An 18917-nucleotide genomic window follows, 5' to 3' on the forward strand; every position below is an offset into this window, starting at 1 on the left:
CCCGACATGAATTGACCCGCGTCGGCTTGCCAGGCGCGGGTCGGAACATCTGGAAAACCGATACAGCGCCGATCAGTGCGTTTCCGCGTGGCGGGCTTCCGGTTCCTCGGACTCGGCGGCCGTCGCGGGGCTCTTGCGGACCGAGCCTCCCAGCACTTCCGCCATGTCCACATTCTCTCCCACGGCAGCCACGGCGCCTTCCGCCGGAGCCTCGCCTTCGCTGGCGGCGGGCGCCTCCGAGGGGGCGACCTCGGCGCCGGGAACGCCCTGTTTGTCCGTCGCGGCCTGCGAGCCCTCGATGATGGACTCAGCAACCTTGCTGGCGAACAGCCGGATGGCGCGCAGCGCGTCGTCGTTGCCGGGGATCACGTAATCCACTTCGCTGGGGTCGCAGTTGGTGTCCACCACGGCCACCACCGGGATGCCCAGCTTGCGCGCCTCGCGCACCGCGATCTGCTCCTTGTTGGAGTCGATGACGAAGATCGCGTCGGGCAGCTTGTTCATGTTCTTGATGCCAGCCAAGTTGGCCTGCAGATGCTTGCGCTCGCGCTCCAGCTTGATGACTTCTTTCTTGGGCAGCAGCTCGTAGCGGCCGTCGGTGGCCATGTCATCTAGCTCCTTGAGCCGCTTGACCGATTTCTGGACCGTGACCCAGTTGGTCAGCAGCCCGCCCAGCCAGCGCTGATTGATGAAGAACATGCCGCAGCGCGTCGCCTCTTCGGCGATCGCGTCCTGCGCCTGCCGCTTGGTGCCCACGAACAGGACCACTTTGCCTTCGGCGGCCAGGTCCTGGACGTACTTGCTGGCGTCCTTGAACATCTTCAGGGTCTTCTGAAGATCGATGATGTAGATCCCGTTGCGCTCGCCGAAGATGAAATCCTTCATCTTGGGGTTCCAGCGCTTGGTCTGGTGCCCGAAGTGGACGCCCGCTTCGAGCAGCTCCTTCATGGTGATGTTCGCCAATCAACCTCCTTATTCGGATTGCATCCTTCGCGGCGGCACGGCCCGCTCGGGATTCATTCCCGTCGCCCGCACGCCCTGTGGGCGGCAGGAAAATTTGGTCCCAGGTTGAACCGCAACTACCATCGCCTCCGGGACCAGCGGCGAGGGCAGCAAACTTTAGCGCTTGCTGAACTGGAAGCGCTTGCGGGCGCCCTTCTGCCCGTACTTCTTGCGCTCCTTGCCGCGCGAGTCGCGGGACAATAAGCCCTCGGCCTTGAGCTTCTTGCGCAGCTCGCCGTTGAATACCAGCAAGGCCCGCGCCACGCCCAGCTTAACCGCTCCGGCCTGCCCGTTCACGCCGCCGCCGGAAACATTGGCGACCACGTTGAACGTGCCCGCGGTCTCGCTCAGGACCAGCGGCTGCTTGGCTTCGTTGCGCTGCGCATCGGTGACAAAGTATTCGTTAAAGGCACGGCCATTCACCGTGACTTGGCCGTCGCCGGGTCGCAGATACACGCGAGCCACGCTCGACTTCCGACGTCCCGTTCCGTAGTACTGAACCTGATCTGCCATTTGGCTTCTAGCTGCTAGCGACTGGCTGCTAGCTAAGACCTTTCCATAAGATCGAACTTCAAGAACCCTATGCCCGCTTGCGATCCAGCGCCAGAGCCTCGGGCTTCTGCGCCGCGTGCGGATGCTGGTCGCCGCGATAGACTTTCAACTTCTTGGCCATCGCGCGGCCGAGCTTGGTGTGCGGCAGCATGCCGACGATGGCATCCTGCACGACGCCCTCGGGCTTGCGCGCAAAGCGCTTCTTGTACTCCTCGGTGCGCAGGCCGCCCGGGAAGCCGGTGTAGTGGTGATAGACCTTGTTCTCGGCCTTCATGCCGGTGAGGCGAACCTTGTCCGCGTTGATCACGACCACGTGATCGCCGGCGTCGATGAAAGGCGTGTACTTGGTGCTTTCTTTACCAGCGAGGATGCTTGCGACACGCGTCGCCAGGCGGCCGAGCGTCTGCCCGGTGCCATCTACGACGTACCACTTGCGCGCAATTTCCCCCTCTTTGGGGAAATAGGTTGACATGCGAAAGACTCTCCCAGAAATAACGCTTAAGAAGACCGCTGGGGACGACCTCTCACGGTGCGCGAGAGGGCCCAAGGCGGGCAACTAGCGGGGCAACAAGGTCTTAAGGATACCGGACGCCACCGCGGACTGTCAACGCGCGGACCCGGTTTGCGTACTCGCAATGACAAGTTCGCGGGTCCTCAAATCGTTTCCAAAGCGGTTCCCGGAACGGGGGCCCGGCCCCGAGGTAGCGCCCGTCGAAGATGTGACCGCCGAGACCGCCCAGAAAATCTCAAGGGAACCTATTCATAAGCGAGAGCGTCGATCGGGTCTTTTTGCGCCGCTTTAAAGGCCGGATAGATGGCGCCCAGCACCGCGCCAACGATGGCGATCAGGGTCGCGCGCAGGATCCAGTGTCTGGGCACGGCCATCCGCAAAGTGGGGAAGTGCTCCACGATCGCGGCCCGGGCGGTGTAGCTGACTAGGATGCCGAGGATGATCCCAAAGATCGCCAGCAGCACCGTCTCCCGCAACACCACGTTGACGATGTAGAACTTCGAAGCGCCCAGCGATTTCAGGATACCGATCTCGCGCGTGCGCTCCATCACCGCGGTGTACATCGCCTGGAAGATAACGATGAATCCGATGATCACGGCCACGCCGATGACCACGTCAATGAAAATGGAGAGCCCGGGAATATGCCCCATGGTCATGAGCGAGAGATACTCGCGCAGCGAGCGGATGACGTATTTCTCCATGCCGGGGATCTGTTTGATCTGGGCGGCGACGGCGTCCGCGTTATTGGGATCGTCGAGCTTGACGTAGAAGATCGAGGCCTTTCCCTGCGCTCCGACCAGGTCCTGGAGGGCGCCGATGGGCAGGAACTTGCGCGCGCCCTTGCCGTGTTCGACGATTCCGGTAACAGTGAACTCGTGGTTGAGCACCTCGATCCGGTCGCCCACCTTCACGTGTTTCGATTGGGCGAAAAAGTCGTCCACGATGATCGAGTCGGGACCGGTGAATGGCCCGCCGGCGAGATAGCGGAAGGATCCCCCCAGCGACTGGAAGGAATCGAGATCGATGCCATAGATGACCTCGACGGTGCCCGCAGTGCTGAGCTGGGTGATGACCGGTGAAACCACCTCCACGTGCGGCACCTTGTGCAGGACCTTGGCCACCTTGGTCGAGACGGGCGCGCCGGTGATGCCGCTCAGAAACGAGGACCCGGGCGGCTGAACCATCACGTCGGCGCCGATGCCCTTCTGCCGCTCCTTGGCGTCGTCCAGCAGGCCGAGCGCCAACCCCACCATCAGCAGGATGAGAGTGACCTCGACCGCGACCGCGACGATCGAGATCACCGAGCGGAGGGGCCGGTGCACAAGATTGGCCACTACCATCTTATTCATGGTCTTTCAGGATACAGGGAGGACGAAATAGGCGGTAGCGGGTAGGCGGCCGGAGCGTGTCGTTCATCCTGTACCGGCCACTGCCGCCTGCCACACCTCGCTTCCGAGCAATCATTTCGGTGGCTGTAGCGGTGGAGGTTTCTTCATCCCATTGCCATCGGAGGCCCGGTCGGAGGCCGGCACATCCAGCCGCACGACCTGCGCTCCCGCCGGTTGCGGCAGGTCGAACTGGTCGTCAGTGAGCGGTTCGTTGAGCTTCAGCTTGACCACCGACAGGGTGATCGAGTACTCCTCCTGCGGCCGGTTGATGATGATCTGCGCCGGGAAGTAGGAGCCGTCAAATTCCCGGTAGTCCTCGTAGCGCGCGTCGGTGGCGACGTTTCCCAGCTTGTCATACACGATCTGCCGGTTGGGCTGGAGATCGACACGGCGGAGCACGATCTTGCGCGACAGGAACCACCCGGCTTCGTCGCGGGCCACGACCACCACGGTGTAGTTGGGTTGGTCCACCAGTTTCCGCGTCTTAGGATCGCGTAGCGTTTCCGTGGTCGATTCCACGACCGCCACCTCGTTCCGGGGGTCGATGGCCTGCACCAGCAAGGCGTCCATGATGTGCTGCGGACGCAGGTTCTCGAGCGGCTGCTTCGAAGGATGGACCACGTCGTTGCGCCCCACGTAAAACTTGTTCTTGGCAGGAATGGAGAGGCGGAAGGTCTGGCCGTCGCTCACCATGTCGAACGCGCGGTTGCGCACGATGGGGAATAGCCCGATCATGCGCAGCATTGCCGGCTTGCGTACCAGCACGAAGCCGCGGATTTCCTGGTATTCGGTGACCTTGCCCTTCCTTGCGCCGCCCACGTCGGTGTCGATGTCCACCGTAGCGTTCAATGTCTTGATGCGTTCTGCCGAGCGGTTGATCTTGTCAATCAGGTCGGCCTGTGTGGCCTCCTGGACGATCGCGGTCGAAACCTGGTGCTCCACTCGGCGGGTGCGGAACAAGCACCCGGTCAGCGGCAGCACACCCGCCAGCACCACCACGAGCCGAAAACCTGAGAGGTTGGATTGCCTGACCATTGGAAGCAAAACAGAGAGTATACAGACGCCAGTCGGCAGACGTCAGTCTGCAGCGCACGATTCCAGGAACTCGAGCCGGTTCCCGAAGTGGTCGTTGACGGGGATGGTGTGTTCCATCAGCGCGCTCCCTGGCCCCGCCGGTACGAGGCCACGTTGCGAGAGTGCTCATCCAGCGTCCTGGCGAAGCGGTGGCGCCCCTGGTTGTCGCTGACGAAGTACAGGTAGTCGGTGTCGGCGGGATGCAAGGCCGCAAGCAGGGCCGTGCGGCCGGGATTCGCAATCGGGCCCGGCGGCAGGCCGGCGTACTTGTAGGTGTTGTACTGCGAGTCGAGCTGGAGATCGGAGGCGTGAATCACCCCCGTGTAGCGGCCGGCGAGCAGCGAGGCATAGGCCACGCTGGGATCGGCGTCGAGGCCCATGCGGCGCGCGATGCGGTTGAAGTACACGCCGGCAACCAGAGGCCGCTCCTCCGGCGCCGCCGTTTCCTTTTCCACGATCGAGGCCATGGTCACCACGCGGTGGAGGTCACCGGTCAGGTCGATGGACTTGGCCTCCTGGCGGAAGCGCCGAGTCATGGCGGTCGCGATGTCGCGCAGCGACTGAGTGCGCGTGAATTCGTAGGTGTCGGGGAAGAGGAACCCCTCGAGCGAAGGCGCCAGCGGGTCGAGGTCGCGGATCATGGTTGGATCAAGCGCGATCTTCAGGAAGTCCTGCTTCGAGCCCAAGCCCGCCAGTTCGATGGCGTTGGCGATATCGAAGATGTTGTAGCCCTCGGGAACGACCACCGTGCGCACGTGGATGTCGCCCCGAGCCAGGCGATCGTAGGTCTCGAGCGCCGTGGCGGGATGATCGAAGCGGTACTCCCCCGCCTTGAGCGAGCGGCGCCGGACTGCGTGCAGGAGCAAGAACGCCGGGGCGTTGCGGATGACCCCCTCGTCTACGAGCTTGTGCGCGATGGAGCGCCCGCTCGCGCCCGGGCGCAGCATCACAAACTTCTCCGCCGAAGGACCGGTAGGGAGCAGGAGGCCGTAGGCGAGCCACGCCCCAATCAGGAGCACGATCAGGAGAAAGAGTTTGAAAAGGACGCGCACCAGGGGACCAGTTTACCGGACTACTCGCCCAGCCACGTGCCGTACGGACGCATACTCTCCACGTGGTCGAAGATGATCTTCATGGCTGCGGTGATGGGAACGGCGAGGATGAGCCCCATCGCTCCCCAGATCCATCCCCAGATGAGCAGCGACATCGTGACCACCAGAGGATTGAGCTGGAGGCGGCGCCCGATCAGCTTGGGATACAGCACATTGATGGCGAACAGGTGCAGCGCGAGCACGGTCAGCACGATGGCCACGATGCCGGCGCCGCTCAGTTGTCCCAGCCCCGCGACGATGGGTGGCACGATCGCGAGCGGCACCCCAAGGTACGGGACCAGGCTCAGGAAGCCGCTGATCACGCCCAAAAAGTAAAAGTACGGCAGCCCCACGACGGCGAAGACGAAGAGGCTCAAGACCGACATGAACAGGCCGATCACCAGATTGCCCACGATAAAGGCGCGGATCATCTTGGAGATGCGCCCCAGCGTCACATAGGCGGTGTTACGGTTCTCCATCTTAAAAAGCATGACGGTGGCGGCGCGCGCATGCTCCTGCCAGGTCAGCATGAAATAGGTGAGGAAGGGGATGAAGGAGACGGTCAGGAGGGCTTCCCAGACCGCGCCAGCGCCGCGGGTCAAGGTGTCGGTCCAGTTGGTCTGCTGCGTCACCCTGACCGTGGCCTTCTCCTCCGGGGTCTCGGGCAGTACCTCCTCGGTGGTTTTCTGGATCTCGTGCGCCTGCTGCTGGAACTTCATCACGTGTCCCCGGATCTTGGCCGAGTACCGGGGCAACTCGCGCAGGAAATCGACGGCCTTGGCGTAGGACAAGTAGGTCAGGCCGTACACCACCGCCAGAACGAGAATTACGGCGAGCAACGCACCCACCGCATGCGGGACACGGAAGCGCTCGAAGAACTCCACGACGGGGACGAGCACGAATGCCAGCAGGAGAGACAGGAATATGGTGATCAGCACCAACTTCGCGATGTAGCAGATGGTGAGCACCACGGCGATGGCGATGATGACCAGGGCGGCGGTCTGGGCCTGGACAGGCTCCGGAGGTGGCGCAGGCCCCTCCACCATGGGAGTCCGCCGTACGGGCGCTCCCATCAACTGCTGTCCGGCGTGTTCAACGGGATCGGGCATCAGGCGTCTAATCCTACAATGAAGTGAGATGTCCCCGGACTATACTTTCCAGGTGCCATCGGAGCTTTCCAGCCGCATCCTGGCGCTGGACGTCGGAACCCGGAGGATCGGGCTCGCGGTTTCCGACCCCCTGGGCATCACCGCCCAAGGTCTGGAGACTCTCCAGCGCAAGAACAAGCGCACCGACCTGGAGAGGCTGGAAAGGATCATCCGCCAGTATGACGTCCGCGAGCTGGTGGTGGGGCTGCCCCTGCGGATGAGCGGGGCTGAAGGGGTCCAATCGGAGAAGATGTCCGCTTTCGCCGATGAACTCCGCCGCCGGTTCGGCCTACCCGTCCACCTCTGGGACGAGCGGCTGACCTCGGCGGAAGCCAACCGGGTCCTGCGTGAGGCAGAACTCAGCATCCAGAAGCGTGCCCAGGCGGTGGACCGAATGGCCGCCGTGCTGATCCTGCAGAACTTCCTCGAATCCCGCGCTTCGCGAAAAAGATAGGGCCGGACCTCTCGGCCCGGCCTGAGAATTCGGGAAAACCGGCTTATGCCTCCGCGGTGACTTCGGGGAACTTCAGCTTGCACTTGGCCAGAGTCTTGGACAGCAGGTCTTCCACGTCCGGCTCGACTACGTTTCTGGCCAGGGCCAGCTCGCTCACCAGCAAATAGCGGGCCCGTTCCAGCATCTTCTTTTCACGGAACGAGAGCGGCTTGGTCTGGTTCAGCAGGAGCAGGCTCTTCAGGACTTCCGCGACATCCATCAGCGACCCGGTGCGCATCTTCTCGGAGTTCTCCTTGAAGCGGTACTTCCAGTCGCTGTGGTTGTCGCATTTGCCGGTGATGAGGTACTCAAGGATCTTCTGCACGTCGCCGTTCTTGACCACGCGGCGCAGGCCGACGCTGGCTACATTCTGGAACGGCACCATGACTTTCAGGCTGCTGGACTTGATGTTAAGGAGGTAGTACTTCTCGACCGTGGCTCCGAACGTCCTGCTGCTGATCTGCTCAATCACCCCTACGCCGTGATTGGGGTAAACGACTTTGTCACCTACGCGGAAACTTAAATCACCATTCATGCGGGGCACCCGTAATGAGGGAAAACACGGGAGAACGTCTGAATACCGATTTTGATTATAGGACACTCAGACCCATCCGTCAAATGAGGTGCCACGAACAAGTTACTGAAATTCATAGAGTTAGCTGATTTTTGCACAGCAGGAAAGGCACCCTGGGCCCGGCCAGCGGCGACGGGCGCTATAATCCTAGGATGCTGTCAGGGGGGCGGGTGCCCCCGTACATTCTTGGTCACCGCCTTCCGGGGTCTGCGAACCCAGTTTTTCAGCACCCGAACCGGGCGGACAGGGTTGTATGCCGGAACATATCAAGAAGAAACTGGAAGAAGAGATCCAGACGCTCGAGTACGAACTGAACCACGAGCTTCCCAAGGAATTGAAGAAGGCTGTCGCCATGGGCGACTTGAGCGAGAACGCCGAGTACCACATGGCCAAGCAGAGGCAGGAGTACGTCCGCGCCCGCCTGGGCCAGCTCAAGAAGCGGATGGCCGAGCTGTCCCTGGTCAACCTGTCCAACATCCCCAGGGACAAGGTGGCCTTCGGTTCGACCGTTGTGGTCTACGATTCCTCCAAGGAGGAGAAGATCGAGTACAAGCTGGTTACCAGCGAGGAATCCGACGTGACCAAGGGCCTCATCTCGACCACGTCCCCCATCGGGCGGGCCCTGATGGGAAAGAAAGAAGGCGACACCGCTGTCGTGGTCACCCCCAACGGAAAACGCGAACTCGAGGTTTTGAAGTTGAGCACCATCCACGACGAGGCCTGATGAGCTGGACGGGAGCATTCGGACGGGCATGCCGCGTATTGCTGTACAAGATCGTGCACGGGCTTGCCCTCACCCGCATCAATCCGAACATCCTGACCTTCCTGGGGCTGGTCATCAACATCATCGCCGCGGTGTTGTTCGGCTACGCCACCGGCGAGAACACGCAGCGCTTGTTCCTCTACGCCGGGCTGGTGATCATCGGCGCCGGCATCTTCGACATGGTGGACGGGCGGGTCGCCCGCGCCACCGGGCAAGTGACCGCCTTTGGCGGCTTCTTCGACTCGATCATCGACCGCTACAGTGACGTGGCGCTGTTCTTCGGCCTGCTGGTTTACTACGCCCGCGCCAACCGTTTCTTCTACGTGGTGCTGGTGGCGTTCGTGATGACCAGTTCGGTGATGGTGAGCTACGCGCGCGCCCGCGCCGAGTCGCTGATCGGGAGCTGCAAGGTCGGGTTCATGGAGCGGCCGGAGCGCATCGTGCTGGTGCTCATCGGCGCGCTCTTCAACCGCATGGCCCCAGTGCTGTGGGTGATCGCCGTGCTCTCGACCTTCACCGTGATCCACCGCATCAGCTACACCTACAAGCAGAGCCAGTTGCTAAAGCAGGCGCAGACCACGCTGCCCACGCCGGAACCCAACCCGGCGCTCACCGAGCAATAAAGAAGGCCGCGCGACGCGCGGCCCGTATCCCACAAACCAAGCTACTCCAGCACGAAGATGTTCTTCTTCGCGCACATGTCTTTGAGGATCCTCGGCCACACCGTGACCGTGACCTCGCCGAGATGTGCTTTGCGGAGCAGGAGCATCAGGGTGCGCGCCTGACCGATGCCGCCGCCGATGGAGAGCGGGATCTCCATCTTCGTGATCGCCTGGTGGTAGGGAAACTTCAGCATGTCGAGCTGCTTGGTCAGCTCGAGCTGCCGGCGCAGGGTCTCCGGGTTGACCCGGATGCCCATCGAGGTCAGCTCGTGGCGCCGCTTGGTCACGGGGTTCCACACCAGGATGTCGCCGTTCAAGCCGTGCATGGGCCTGCCGTCTTCCGTACGGGTCTCGGTGACCCAGTCGTCGTAGTCGGCGGCGCGCATTTCGTGCGGGTAGCCGTCCTTCAGCGTCCATCCGATCCCGATGATGAAGATCGCGGGGTACTTCTGTAGCACCGCGGTCTCGCGCTGCTTGCGCGGCAGGTCGGGGTACATGTCAAGGATCTCCTCGGCGTGAAGGAACTTCAGCTCGCCCGGCAGGTCGGGGTACTTGCTGGTCTTGAGTTGGGGAAAGAGTTCCTGCGCGAAGGTCTCGGCGCCCTTGAGCACCTTCCAGATCTTGCGCACGATGTCCTTCAGGAAGGCGAGATTGCGCTGCTCCGGCGCGATGACTCGCTCCCAATCCCACTGGTCCACGTAGCAGGAGTGGTCGTGATCGAGGAAATAGTCCTTGCGCACGGCGCGCATGTCGGTGCACAGGCCTTCGCCCACCTGCATGCCGAACTGCTTCAGCGCGACGCGCTTCCACTTGGTCGCCGCCTGCACCACCTGGGCGTCGATGGGGTGCTTGTTGTAATCGTTGGAGATGTGGAACTGGATGGGGGTGCGCGAGCCGTCGCGGTCCAGCAGGTCGTTGACCCCGCTCTCGGTGTCCACGATCAGCGGCACCGTGACCATCATGAGGTTCAGTTCCTTGCAGAGGTTCTCTTCTATGTAGTTCTTGACGGCGAAGATGGCCTTCTGCGTCTCTTTGGGGGTGAGGAGCGAGCGGTAATCGGTAGGAAGAATGCGTTCGACTTCTTCATAAGTGCCGATACCCGGGCCAGCCAGGTCGGCGACCTTCGTTGCGGTAGCCATAAGGACCTTTCCTCCGGTTGAGCGTTGATCTCGCAGCCCCCCAACGCGGGCTTCCGCCCGCGATGCGGTGCCAGGTACCGGCCGGTCGGCCGGCGAGGAAACTCGGGGGTCTGTAACAGACTAGTGGACGCCGCGGCCGGTCGGCCCGCAGTGACGGGAGTCACCGCGGTATGTAACAGCGGTGCCCGTTTGTGGTTCCCCTCCCTTCGCGCCGTGGCTTATCATCCAAGGTTGCGAGTCACGCCAAGGAAACACGATTGACCACGGATCCGGTTCTTCTTGTCCACGGTGGGGCATGGGCTATCCCCGACAACATGGTAGAGGCGCACCTGAAGGGGGTGCGTCACGCACTGGCTACGGGATGGTCGGTGCTGGCGCGTGGGGGCTCGGCGCTGGACGCCGTCGAGACGGCCATCGTCGTCATGGAAGACGACGAGACCTTTGACGCAGGGCGCGGATCGTTCCTCACCAGCGAAGGCCATGTCCAACTCGACGCCATGATCATGGACGGATTTACCCTGCGTGCCGGGGGCGTGGGCTGTGTGGAGCGGATCCGCAATCCCATCCACGCCGCGCGCAAGGTGCTGGACGAAAGCCCGCACGTGTACCTGGTCGGCGCCGGAGCGGAGAAGTTCGCCGCGCAGCACGGCATCCCGCTGGTGGACAACCGCGAGCTCATCATCCCGCGCGAGGTCGAGCGGCTGAAAGCGGCACAGATCATGGCCTCGGCGGGCAAGCCGCCGGAGTTCTTTGCCGAGCACGACACTGTGGGCGCCGTTGCGCTGGACCGCGACGGGCGCATCGCCGCCGCCACTTCTACCGGCGGCACCATGAACAAGACGCCCGGACGGGTGGGCGATTCTTCACTGATCGGCTGCGGTTGCTACGCGGACAACGAGAGCGCTGCGGTCTCCACTACCGGCTGGGGCGAGCCCATGATGAAACTCGTTCTCGGCAAGTGGGCCTGCGACTGCGTCGCCGAGGGCAAGTCGCCGCAGGTCGCGGCCGGTATGTCCATCGATGTCCTCGTGCGCCGTCTCAACGGCCACGGTGGGCTCATCCTGCTGGATCCCCAGGGCCGCTACGGCATCGCACACAACACACCGCGCATGGCCTGGGCGGTGAAGAGCGTGCAAGAGGAGCAGGCGGGGATCACCCGCGGATAGCCTTCGCGCCCCTGCTATCTGGATGCGGGTCGCTTTCCGGGGTGCTGGGAAAAACACCCTCCATTTACTTGCGTCGCGAGTAACTCCTGTTATACAACCGTGCGGCATTTCCACTGCTGCATGAGGCCGTACTTCGTCAGGAGCCGGGAAAGGTGGAGCCATGAAGCGATTCATCGTTATCGCGTGCCTGTGCACGCTGATGTTGTTCGCAATCCATACGCTGGCACAGTCCACGGCAGATCTGCACGTATCCGTGAAGGACCCCAAGGGCGCAGCCGTCACCAACGCCACCGTGACCGTACGCGATCCCGGACGCAACATCGAAAGGACAAGCAAGCAGGGCGACAACGGAGAATATCCCTTCGTCCTTCTGCCTCCCGGCACCTATACGGTGACCGTAGAAGCGCAGGGCTTCGCCAAGACAGTTGCCACGGACGTAAACGTCACCATCGGCCAGGTCGCGCAGCTGTCGGTTGCGCTGAGGATCGCGGAACGAATGGAGGCGGTCGAGGTCAGCGCACAGACGGAGCAGGTGGAGACGCAGCGCACCTCGGTGGCCACCACGATCACCGAGCAGCGCATCGACAACCTGCCTATCAACGGCCGCAATTACATCAATTTCACGCTCACGAACTCGCAGACGGCACGCGACACCGCGCCCAGCATCGGCGCCGCGCCGACTTCCGGGCTCAATATCGGCGGGCAGCGCGCGCGCGCCGATCTGGTCAATGTCGACGGCATGGATTACGTGGACAATTCGACCAACGGCATCCGCTCCACCGTTTCGCAGGACGCCGTGCAAGAGTTCCAGATCATCACCAACGGCTACGCGGCCGAATATGGGCGCGCCTCCGGAGGTGTCGTGAACATCATCACCCGCTCCGGGACCAACGACACCCATGGCTCTCTGTTCGGCTACTTGCGCAACCGCAACATCCAGGCCCCCAATCCGTTCAGCGTGCCCCCAGGCAGTGACCCCGCCTACACGCGCGTGCAGGCAGGCGCCACGTTGGGCGGCGCGCTGAAGAAAGACAAGACTTTTTATTTCCTCTCGTATGAGATTACGAGACGGCAGGAAACGGGTTTCTCCACCATCGGGCAGGACAACTACGGCTTGCAGCCCTTTGACGCCAGCGGCATCTTCGGCGCACCTGCGGGAACCTTCAACATCCAGGCGACGCCGCAGCAGGCTGCGTTCCTGACGGCTTTCCTGCCGGGGCCGGCGCCGCTCGGTGTGCAGGCATATACGTTCCTCGCCGGCGCATCGTCGGGCATCGCGATCAACGGTGCATATCCGGCTTCGTTCGCACTGCTTCCGTTCGCTCCGCCGGTGCCGAACCAGCTCAAGCAATTCCCCACCAGCTGCAACCCGATCTCACCTAATCTTCTCTGCAACGGCCTGCCGGCGTCGTTCTCGCCGCTGTCAAACGAGGCGGGCAACTATCCGGTGCACGAGGGCACCACCGTGGTGAGCGCCCGTCTGGACCACAAGTTCACGAACAACAATTCGTTCATGTTGCGCAGCAACGTGAGCCCCAGCACGGTGAGCGGCATCAACGTCCAGGGTCAGAACCAGAATTTCGGGCAGAACGGCTTCTCCCGCACCTCGCTCCAGCAGTTCCGCGACATGGCCATCACCGCGCAGGATACGGCGACGCTGGGAAGCAACATGATCAACGAATTCCGTTTTCAGTACTCGCGCCGCGGCCTGCTGTTCGATTTCAATGAGGCCTCGCCCACCGGCCCGGGTGTCGCCTCCAACATCGCCGGGTTCGCCTTCGTCGGGCGCGAACCTTACTCCTTCATCCGCCGCACCGAGGAGCGCTTCCAGTCCATGGACAACTTCTCCTGGATCAAGGGGAAGCACACCTTCAAGTTCGGCGCCGACTTCAACCACCTGCCGGTAGTGGCCGATTTCACCGTCAATTTCGGCGGCGAGTACTTCTTCTCCGGACAGACCCTGCCTATCTTCCCGGCCGGGTTCCCGGAATTCAACGCCGTTCAGTCCTACGGTTTGGGTCTGCCCAACGAATTCATCCAGGGCTTGGGCAATCCCCACGCGGAGTTCTCCAATAACACGATCGGGGCGTTCGTGCAGGATTCCTGGCGCATCAAGCCGAACCTGACCCTGAACTATGGGGTCCGGTACGACGTCGAGATGCTGCCGCCGCCGCCGCCTCTCTCGGCCCTCGGGCAAGCTACGTACAACGTCCTCGGGATGACCAACGGCATCCCGCGGGACAGTAATAACATCGCTCCCCGCGTCGGCCTCGCGTGGGATCCTTGGGGAGATGGGAAAACAGTTGTCCGTGCCTCGTACGGCATGTTTTACGATCACCCGCTGCTGGGCCTGCAATTCCTGGCGCAAGCGACCGACGGTTCCGGGACGCCGCAGGTGCTGATCGGACCCGGTGCACCGTGTTCCACGATTCCGCCGCCACCTGGCTCTCTTCCGCCGCTCAATGCGACCAATATGTTCCAGGGCATTCTGCAACTCCCGAGTTGCGTTGGCGCCGTGGACGCAGCCGGCCTTACGTACTTGCCGTCGCAGCAGCGCTTCAACCCAACACCGAACACGCCTTCGCTGTTCATCAACCAGGCCTTCCTGGGGGCGGGGTTCCCGCTGCCATTTCTGCCCTTCGGATATCCGAACAGCGCCGACTTCCAGTACGCGTACAGCCAGCAAGCGAACCTCACGATCGAGCATGACCTGGGCCACAACTTTTCTTTCAGCATCGCCTATAACTTCGTGGGCGGACGTCACATCAATCGCCCCATCAATGCCAATACGCCGCGCGGTGATTTCCTGGTCGCGAATTGGGAGCGCGCCGTGGCTGCGGGTGACCCGGGTTCCCCGCTGAACAACGACCCGAACGGACCATTAGCTGTTTCCGGCTGCGGTGTCGGTCCCCTAGGACCGTACGTGCCCGCCGCACTCGTCAATTTCTTCCGTCCGACAGGGCTGAACCCGTCGCTGGCTTCGATCCCGGCGCTGGCGCCATGCGTGGCGGGTGTCGCGATTCCGCTGCTGGAAAACCTGTTCCCGAACCTGGTGAACGGGGTCCCAGCGGGGGCGCCGAACGGAGTCCCCATGGCCGATGCCGACGTGCAGTACGCTAACGGCAGCTCTGTCTATCACGGCCTGACGGTGAACCTGCGCAAACGCTTCAGCCAGAAGTACGAGTTCCTGGCGTCTTACACCTGGTCGCACGCCATCGACGACTCCACCGACCTGCAGGCGCCGCTCACCCCGCAGGACAGCTACAACCCTTCAGCCGATCGCGCGAACTCCACCTTCGACCAGCGCCACCGCTTCGTTTTCAGCGGCATCTACCAGTCAGGACGGCTGAGCGGCAGCGGCTTCTGGAGCAAGTTCTTCAGCGACTGGACCGTCGCCCCGATCATCGAGGTGGCGTCCGGCCGGCCCTTCAATATTCTGTCTGGCTCGGGGACCAACTACCAGTTCGAGTTCTTCACCGGGCGACCGAACGCGGTGCCCTCGGGCACTCCGACCGACGCTTGCGGCGACCCTGTGGTGGCATCGAGCTTCTCCCCGACCGGGTTCTTCCAGTTGCCGTGCTTCCTCGACGCCGATGCGCAGGCCGCCCTGGCGGCCAGCAATCCTGCGCTGCTCAATGGTACGGGCCCTTCCATTGCGGCGATGGAAGGAAACATCAGGCGCAATCTGGGGTACAGACCCTATAACCTGTTCAGCGATCTGCGGATCGCGCGGCGGCTCCGTTTCAGCGAGCGCGTGGGGCTTGACGCCATGGTGGACATCTTCAACCTGGTCAACAAGTTCAACGTGTCCGACGTGAATCCGCTCTTCAACGCACCGGCCGGCGTGGGCTCGCCCACCGCCGCCTTTGATCCGCGGCAGTTCCAGTTCGGATTACGGCTGACCTTCTAGCGATGGACGGAACACCTTCAGCCCTGGCGAAACCCAGGGCTTTTTCTTTTGCGCAGGAGTGCGCGTGTAAACTACGAGACCATGAAAGAGAGCAAGATCACTGGCGCGCGAAAGCCCGGGCGCGCGGATGCCACCCACTGTGTCCACGCCGGCGAGGAGCGCCACGGACGGCGTGCTTCCCTCACCACCGACATCGCCCAGACCTCGGTCTTCACCTTTCCCAAGCTCGACGACCTGCGCCAGTACTCCATGGGCAAGGTCAAGGGCTTCATGTACACACGCTACGGGAACCCGACGGTCGCTGCGGCAGAGAAGAAGATCGCTGCCCTGGAAGGCGCCGAGAGTTGTGTGGTGACGGCCAGCGGCATGGCCGCCCAAATGATCGTCATGCTGACCCTTCTGCGCGCCGGAGACGAGCTGGTATCCATGCTCGACGTCTATGGCGGCACCATCAAGCTGTTCGAGAACATCCTCGCCCGCTTTAACGTCAAGAGCACCTTCGTGCCCTACCACGATCTCGGTCGCATCGAGCGTTACTTCAGCCGCCGCACCAAGGCCCTGTTCCTGGAGACCCCGACGAACCCAACGCTGCGCTGCGTCGACATCGCCGAACTCGCGCGCAAGGCGCACAAGCGCGGCATCACCGTGGTGGCCGACAACACCTTCGCCACCCCCATCCTGCAGAAACCACTGGAGCTGGGCGCCGACATCGTTCTGCACTCCGCCACCAAGTATCTGGGCGGGCACAGTGACCTGACGGCGGGGGCCATCGCCGGGCCGGCGAAGCTGGTCGAGCCGGCGCGGACCGCCATGCTCCAGTCGGGGGGCAATCTCGACCCGGGCGCTTCTTACCTGCTCATCCGAGGACTGAAGACCTTGCAGATCCGGGTGGAGCGCGCCTGCGCCAACGCCGCACAGGTCGCCGCGGCGCTCTGCGCCCATCCCAAAGTCCTGCGCGTGATGTATCCGGGGCTTCCCGGCAACGAAGGCCACGAGGTCGCCCGCCGCCAGATGTCGGACTACGGCATGATGGTCTCGTTCAACATCAAGGGCGGGGAGCGCGCCGCCGAGCGCTTCATCGACGCCCTCCAGCTCTGGTATCTGGCGCCCAGCCTGGGGGGCGTGGAATCCACGGTTTCGTACCCCGTCCTGTCCTCCCACTACAACATCCCCGCGGCCCGCCTTAAGTTGCTGGATGTGTCGCCGGCGACTATCCGCCTCAGCGTCGGAATCGAAGACCCGGAAGACCTGATTTCCGACCTAAGTCAATCTCTGGCAAGGGCTTAGGAGACGGTAATCAAGATAACTAATTAGTGAACAGACGTTCGTAATGATTGACCCGTCGAATACGAGCGTAGTAGCATGCAGCGACTTTTTCGGATAACGGAGTCGGCTTCGTTTTCTTCGTTGTTGCATCGCCATATGGGATTTCGCAAAGCGCATTTGTGGCTGCCGATTCTGACCGCCCTTTTCCTCTCCACCATCGCCTGTGACGAGGCGGGGAAGAAGCGCGCCACGGTAGCGCCTCCCATGGCGGCCACCGCCCCGACAGTAACCCCAGCGCCGCCTCCGCCGCCACTCAAGATCGTAGACAAGCCGGTCCCCACGGTCGATCCCGTCCAGGACATGCTCGACCGCGCCGAGCGCGAGTACCAGGCGGGGCAGGCGAATTACTCCGCCGGACATCTGGAAGCCGCCAAGGAAAATTTCGATCGCGCCGTGACCGTGCTCCTGCAGGGGCCGGTGGACGTCAAGGCCGACGAGCGTCTGCAACGTGAATTCGACAAGATCATCGAGGGGGTCAACACCCTCGAGATGCGGGCCCTCAAGGAAGGGGACGGCTTCACCGAGCAGAAGGCCGAACCGGCGCCCATCGACGAAGCCAACGAGGTCACCTTCCCGGTCGATCCGAACCTCAAGGCCAAGGCCGAGGAAGAACTCAAGCAGACCCACTCCGACCTGCCGCTGGTGCTGAACGACGCCGTCGCGGGCTACATCAACTTCTATTCCAGCCGCGGCCGCGGCACCCTGGAGCGCGCGCTGGTCCGCTCCGGACGCTACCGCGACATGATCTCCCGCATCCTCAAGGAAGAAGGCGTGCCGCAGGATCTGATCTACCTGGCGCAGGCCGAATCGGGTTTCCACCCCCTAGCGCTGTCGCGCGCCGGAGCCCGCGGTATGTGGCAATTCATGTCCAGCCGCGCCACCGGCTACGGACTGACTCGCAACTGGTGGGTGGATGACCGCCAGGAGCCCGAGAAGGCCACACGTGCCGCTGCCCGCCACTTGAAGGACCTCTACAACCAGTTTGGCGACTGGTATCTGGCTATGGCTGCCTACAACTCGGGCCCCGGCACGGTGCAGGCGGCGGTGCAACGCACCGGGTACGCCGACTTCTGGGAGCTGTACCGGCGTGGCGTGTTGCCCAAGGAAACCAAGAACTACGTCCCCATCATCGTGGCCGTGACCATCATGGCCAAGAACCCAGCGCAGTACGGGCTGGAGGCGCTCAGCCCCGATCCTCCGCTCAGGCCTGACGTGGTCCTCGTGGATTACCCGGTGGACCTGCGGCTGGTGGCCGAGTGCGTGGATGCCGGCGTAGACACGCTTCAGGACCTCAATCCCAGCCTGCTGCGCATGACCACGCCAAAGGACGCGAGCTTTGAGCTTCGTCTGCCCGCCGGCACCAGGGAGAAGTATCAGCAATCCATCGCCGCCATCCCGGTGGACAAGCGGGTCTGGTGGCGCTACCACAAAGTGACGTCGGGTGAGACCTTGGCCGCGGTGGCGAAGAAATACCACACCACCTCGACCGCCATCGCCGAGGTCAACAACCTTCCTGATGGCGAACTGCCCGCCGACAGCAAGCTCATCATTCCGGTGACGGGACGGAAGGCCGATCCCGCCGCAGTCACGTACTCCAAGCGTGCCACGCACTATCGCGTGCGCAAGCGTGACACCGTGCTCTCCGTCGCCGACGATTTCGGCGTGCCGCCGGAAAAACTGCGCAAGTGGAACCGCCTGAAGGGCAACACGCTGCGCCCGGGGCAGGTGCTGGCCATCTACAAACCGCTCTCTGGGGACACTGTCGAGCACGCCCCCGGCGCCTCCAAGGGCACGTCGCGGACCGCTTCCAAGTCCAGCAAATCAAAGCAGTTGCAGGCGTCGGCGAAAGGAGGCCGGGTGCACACCGTCAAGCCCGGCGAGACCCTGTCCAGCATCGCCAGCCGATACAACACCACGGTCGCGGCGCTCAAGCGCGATAACCCGCGCCTCTCCGCCACGCTGCATCCCGGCGACACTGTCGTCATCGCCGCCAGCCGCTGAAACGCTCGTCCCTCGCGGCACGGCGCGCGCGCTGCGGCACGTCCCTGTACTGTTGACAGCCCCCGACTCACTGCTATAATCCGCGCCGGTCTTAACTCAGTCATCATGGACGCGGAG

The 18917-nt window shown here is 62.9% G+C and carries 16 protein-coding genes; 7 read left to right on the top strand and 9 right to left on the bottom strand.

The window, feature by feature from the left end:
- Positions 1 to 72: 72 nt before the first annotated feature.
- The 7 genes from rpsB to LAN37_13830 form a co-directional block, all read right to left on the bottom strand.
- Complete coding sequence (gene rpsB / locus LAN37_13800) at positions 73 to 963, bottom strand: 30S ribosomal protein S2 (GenBank protein ID MBZ5648283.1); 891 nt, start codon at positions 961 to 963, stop codon at positions 73 to 75.
- Between the two features lie 156 nt (positions 964 to 1119).
- Entirely contained in the window at positions 1120 to 1515 is a 396-nt protein-coding gene (rpsI, locus tag LAN37_13805; GenBank protein ID MBZ5648284.1) for a 30S ribosomal protein S9, read from the bottom strand.
- Positions 1516 to 1582: 67 nt separating this feature from the next.
- Positions 1583 to 2026 carry a 50S ribosomal protein L13 gene (rplM, locus tag LAN37_13810; GenBank protein ID MBZ5648285.1) on the bottom strand — a complete coding sequence of 148 codons (444 nt, stop codon included), beginning with the start codon at positions 2024 to 2026 and terminating at the stop codon, positions 1583 to 1585.
- Between the two features lie 284 nt (positions 2027 to 2310).
- Complete coding sequence (locus LAN37_13815) at positions 2311 to 3414, bottom strand: ABC transporter permease (protein MBZ5648286.1); 1104 nt, start codon at positions 3412 to 3414, stop codon at positions 2311 to 2313.
- A gap of 111 nt (positions 3415 to 3525) precedes the next feature.
- Entirely contained in the window at positions 3526 to 4488 is a 963-nt protein-coding gene (locus LAN37_13820) for a DUF4292 domain-containing protein (protein ID MBZ5648287.1), read from the bottom strand.
- 116 nt (positions 4489 to 4604) lie between these two features.
- Positions 4605 to 5579 (bottom strand): endolytic transglycosylase MltG, encoded by a 975-nt coding sequence (gene mltG / locus LAN37_13825; GenBank protein MBZ5648288.1) that lies wholly within the window; start codon positions 5577 to 5579, stop codon positions 4605 to 4607.
- 20 nt (positions 5580 to 5599) lie between these two features.
- A complete protein-coding gene (locus tag LAN37_13830; protein MBZ5648289.1) occupies positions 5600 to 6727 on the bottom strand; it encodes an AI-2E family transporter in 1128 nt (375 codons plus the stop codon).
- Positions 6728 to 6755: 28 nt separating this feature from the next.
- Here LAN37_13830 and ruvX point away from each other — a divergent pair, with 28 nt between their 5' ends.
- Entirely contained in the window at positions 6756 to 7220 is a 465-nt protein-coding gene (ruvX, locus tag LAN37_13835; protein MBZ5648290.1) for a Holliday junction resolvase RuvX, read from the top strand.
- Positions 7221 to 7263: 43 nt separating this feature from the next.
- Here ruvX and LAN37_13840 read toward each other — a convergent pair whose 3' ends face one another.
- Positions 7264 to 7794, bottom strand: a complete 531-nt coding sequence (locus tag LAN37_13840) for a CarD family transcriptional regulator (protein ID MBZ5648291.1) — start codon at positions 7792 to 7794, stop codon at positions 7264 to 7266.
- Positions 7795 to 8086: 292 nt separating this feature from the next.
- Here LAN37_13840 and LAN37_13845 point away from each other — a divergent pair, with 292 nt between their 5' ends.
- A complete protein-coding gene (locus LAN37_13845; protein MBZ5648292.1) occupies positions 8087 to 8557 on the top strand; it encodes a transcription elongation factor GreA in 471 nt (156 codons plus the stop codon).
- Entirely contained in the window at positions 8557 to 9219 is a 663-nt protein-coding gene (locus LAN37_13850; protein ID MBZ5648293.1) for a CDP-alcohol phosphatidyltransferase family protein, read from the top strand. The genes LAN37_13845 and LAN37_13850 overlap by 1 nt, the downstream gene beginning before the upstream one ends.
- A gap of 41 nt (positions 9220 to 9260) precedes the next feature.
- Here LAN37_13850 and asnA read toward each other — a convergent pair whose 3' ends face one another.
- The gene (asnA, locus tag LAN37_13855) at positions 9261 to 10397 is read right to left on the bottom strand and encodes an aspartate--ammonia ligase (protein MBZ5648294.1); all 1137 of its coding nucleotides are present in this window, start codon (positions 10395 to 10397) and stop codon (positions 9261 to 9263) included.
- A 257-nt stretch (positions 10398 to 10654) separates the two neighbouring features.
- Between asnA and LAN37_13860 the strand changes: the two genes are divergently transcribed.
- From LAN37_13860 to LAN37_13875, 4 genes are all read left to right on the top strand, one after another.
- Positions 10655 to 11563, top strand: coding sequence for an isoaspartyl peptidase/L-asparaginase (locus LAN37_13860; protein ID MBZ5648295.1), 909 nt, complete (start codon positions 10655 to 10657; stop codon positions 11561 to 11563).
- A gap of 160 nt (positions 11564 to 11723) precedes the next feature.
- On the top strand, positions 11724 to 15473 hold the full coding sequence (locus tag LAN37_13865) for a TonB-dependent receptor (protein ID MBZ5648296.1): 3750 nt from the start codon (positions 11724 to 11726) through the stop codon (positions 15471 to 15473).
- Positions 15474 to 15554: 81 nt separating this feature from the next.
- Positions 15555 to 16760, top strand: a complete 1206-nt coding sequence (locus tag LAN37_13870) for an aminotransferase class I/II-fold pyridoxal phosphate-dependent enzyme (GenBank protein ID MBZ5648297.1) — start codon at positions 15555 to 15557, stop codon at positions 16758 to 16760.
- Between the two features lie 135 nt (positions 16761 to 16895).
- Positions 16896 to 18800, top strand: coding sequence for a LysM peptidoglycan-binding domain-containing protein (locus LAN37_13875; GenBank protein MBZ5648298.1), 1905 nt, complete (start codon positions 16896 to 16898; stop codon positions 18798 to 18800).
- The last annotated feature ends 117 nt before the right edge of the window (positions 18801 to 18917 follow it).

It is taken from the genome of Terriglobia bacterium (assembly GCA_020073495.1).
GTDB lineage: Bacteria > Acidobacteriota > Terriglobia > Terriglobales > Acidobacteriaceae > JAIQFD01.

Bases quoted from the DNA above. Each gene is read 5' to 3' on its own strand.
- rpsI (MBZ5648284.1), bottom strand. From the start codon at position 1,515: ATGGCAGATCAGGTTCAGTACTACGGAACGGGACGTCGGAAGTCGAGC.
- rplM (MBZ5648285.1), bottom strand. From the start codon at position 2,026: ATGTCAACCTATTTCCCCAAAGAGGGGGAAATTGCGCGCAAGTGGTAC.
- LAN37_13815 (MBZ5648286.1), bottom strand. From the start codon at position 3,414: ATGAATAAGATGGTAGTGGCCAATCTTGTGCACCGGCCCCTCCGCTCG.
- LAN37_13820 (MBZ5648287.1), bottom strand. From the start codon at position 4,488: ATGGTCAGGCAATCCAACCTCTCAGGTTTTCGGCTCGTGGTGGTGCTG.
- LAN37_13830 (MBZ5648289.1), bottom strand. From the start codon at position 6,727: ATGCCCGATCCCGTTGAACACGCCGGACAGCAGTTGATGGGAGCGCCC.
- ruvX (MBZ5648290.1), top strand. From the start codon at position 6,756: ATGTCCCCGGACTATACTTTCCAGGTGCCATCGGAGCTTTCCAGCCGC.
- LAN37_13840 (MBZ5648291.1), bottom strand. From the start codon at position 7,794: ATGAATGGTGATTTAAGTTTCCGCGTAGGTGACAAAGTCGTTTACCCC.
- LAN37_13845 (MBZ5648292.1), top strand. From the start codon at position 8,087: ATGCCGGAACATATCAAGAAGAAACTGGAAGAAGAGATCCAGACGCTC.
- LAN37_13850 (MBZ5648293.1), top strand. From the start codon at position 8,557: ATGAGCTGGACGGGAGCATTCGGACGGGCATGCCGCGTATTGCTGTAC.
- asnA (MBZ5648294.1), bottom strand. From the start codon at position 10,397: ATGGCTACCGCAACGAAGGTCGCCGACCTGGCTGGCCCGGGTATCGGC.
- LAN37_13865 (MBZ5648296.1), top strand. From the start codon at position 11,724: ATGAAGCGATTCATCGTTATCGCGTGCCTGTGCACGCTGATGTTGTTC.
- LAN37_13870 (MBZ5648297.1), top strand. From the start codon at position 15,555: ATGAAAGAGAGCAAGATCACTGGCGCGCGAAAGCCCGGGCGCGCGGAT.
- LAN37_13875 (MBZ5648298.1), top strand. From the start codon at position 16,896: ATGGGATTTCGCAAAGCGCATTTGTGGCTGCCGATTCTGACCGCCCTT.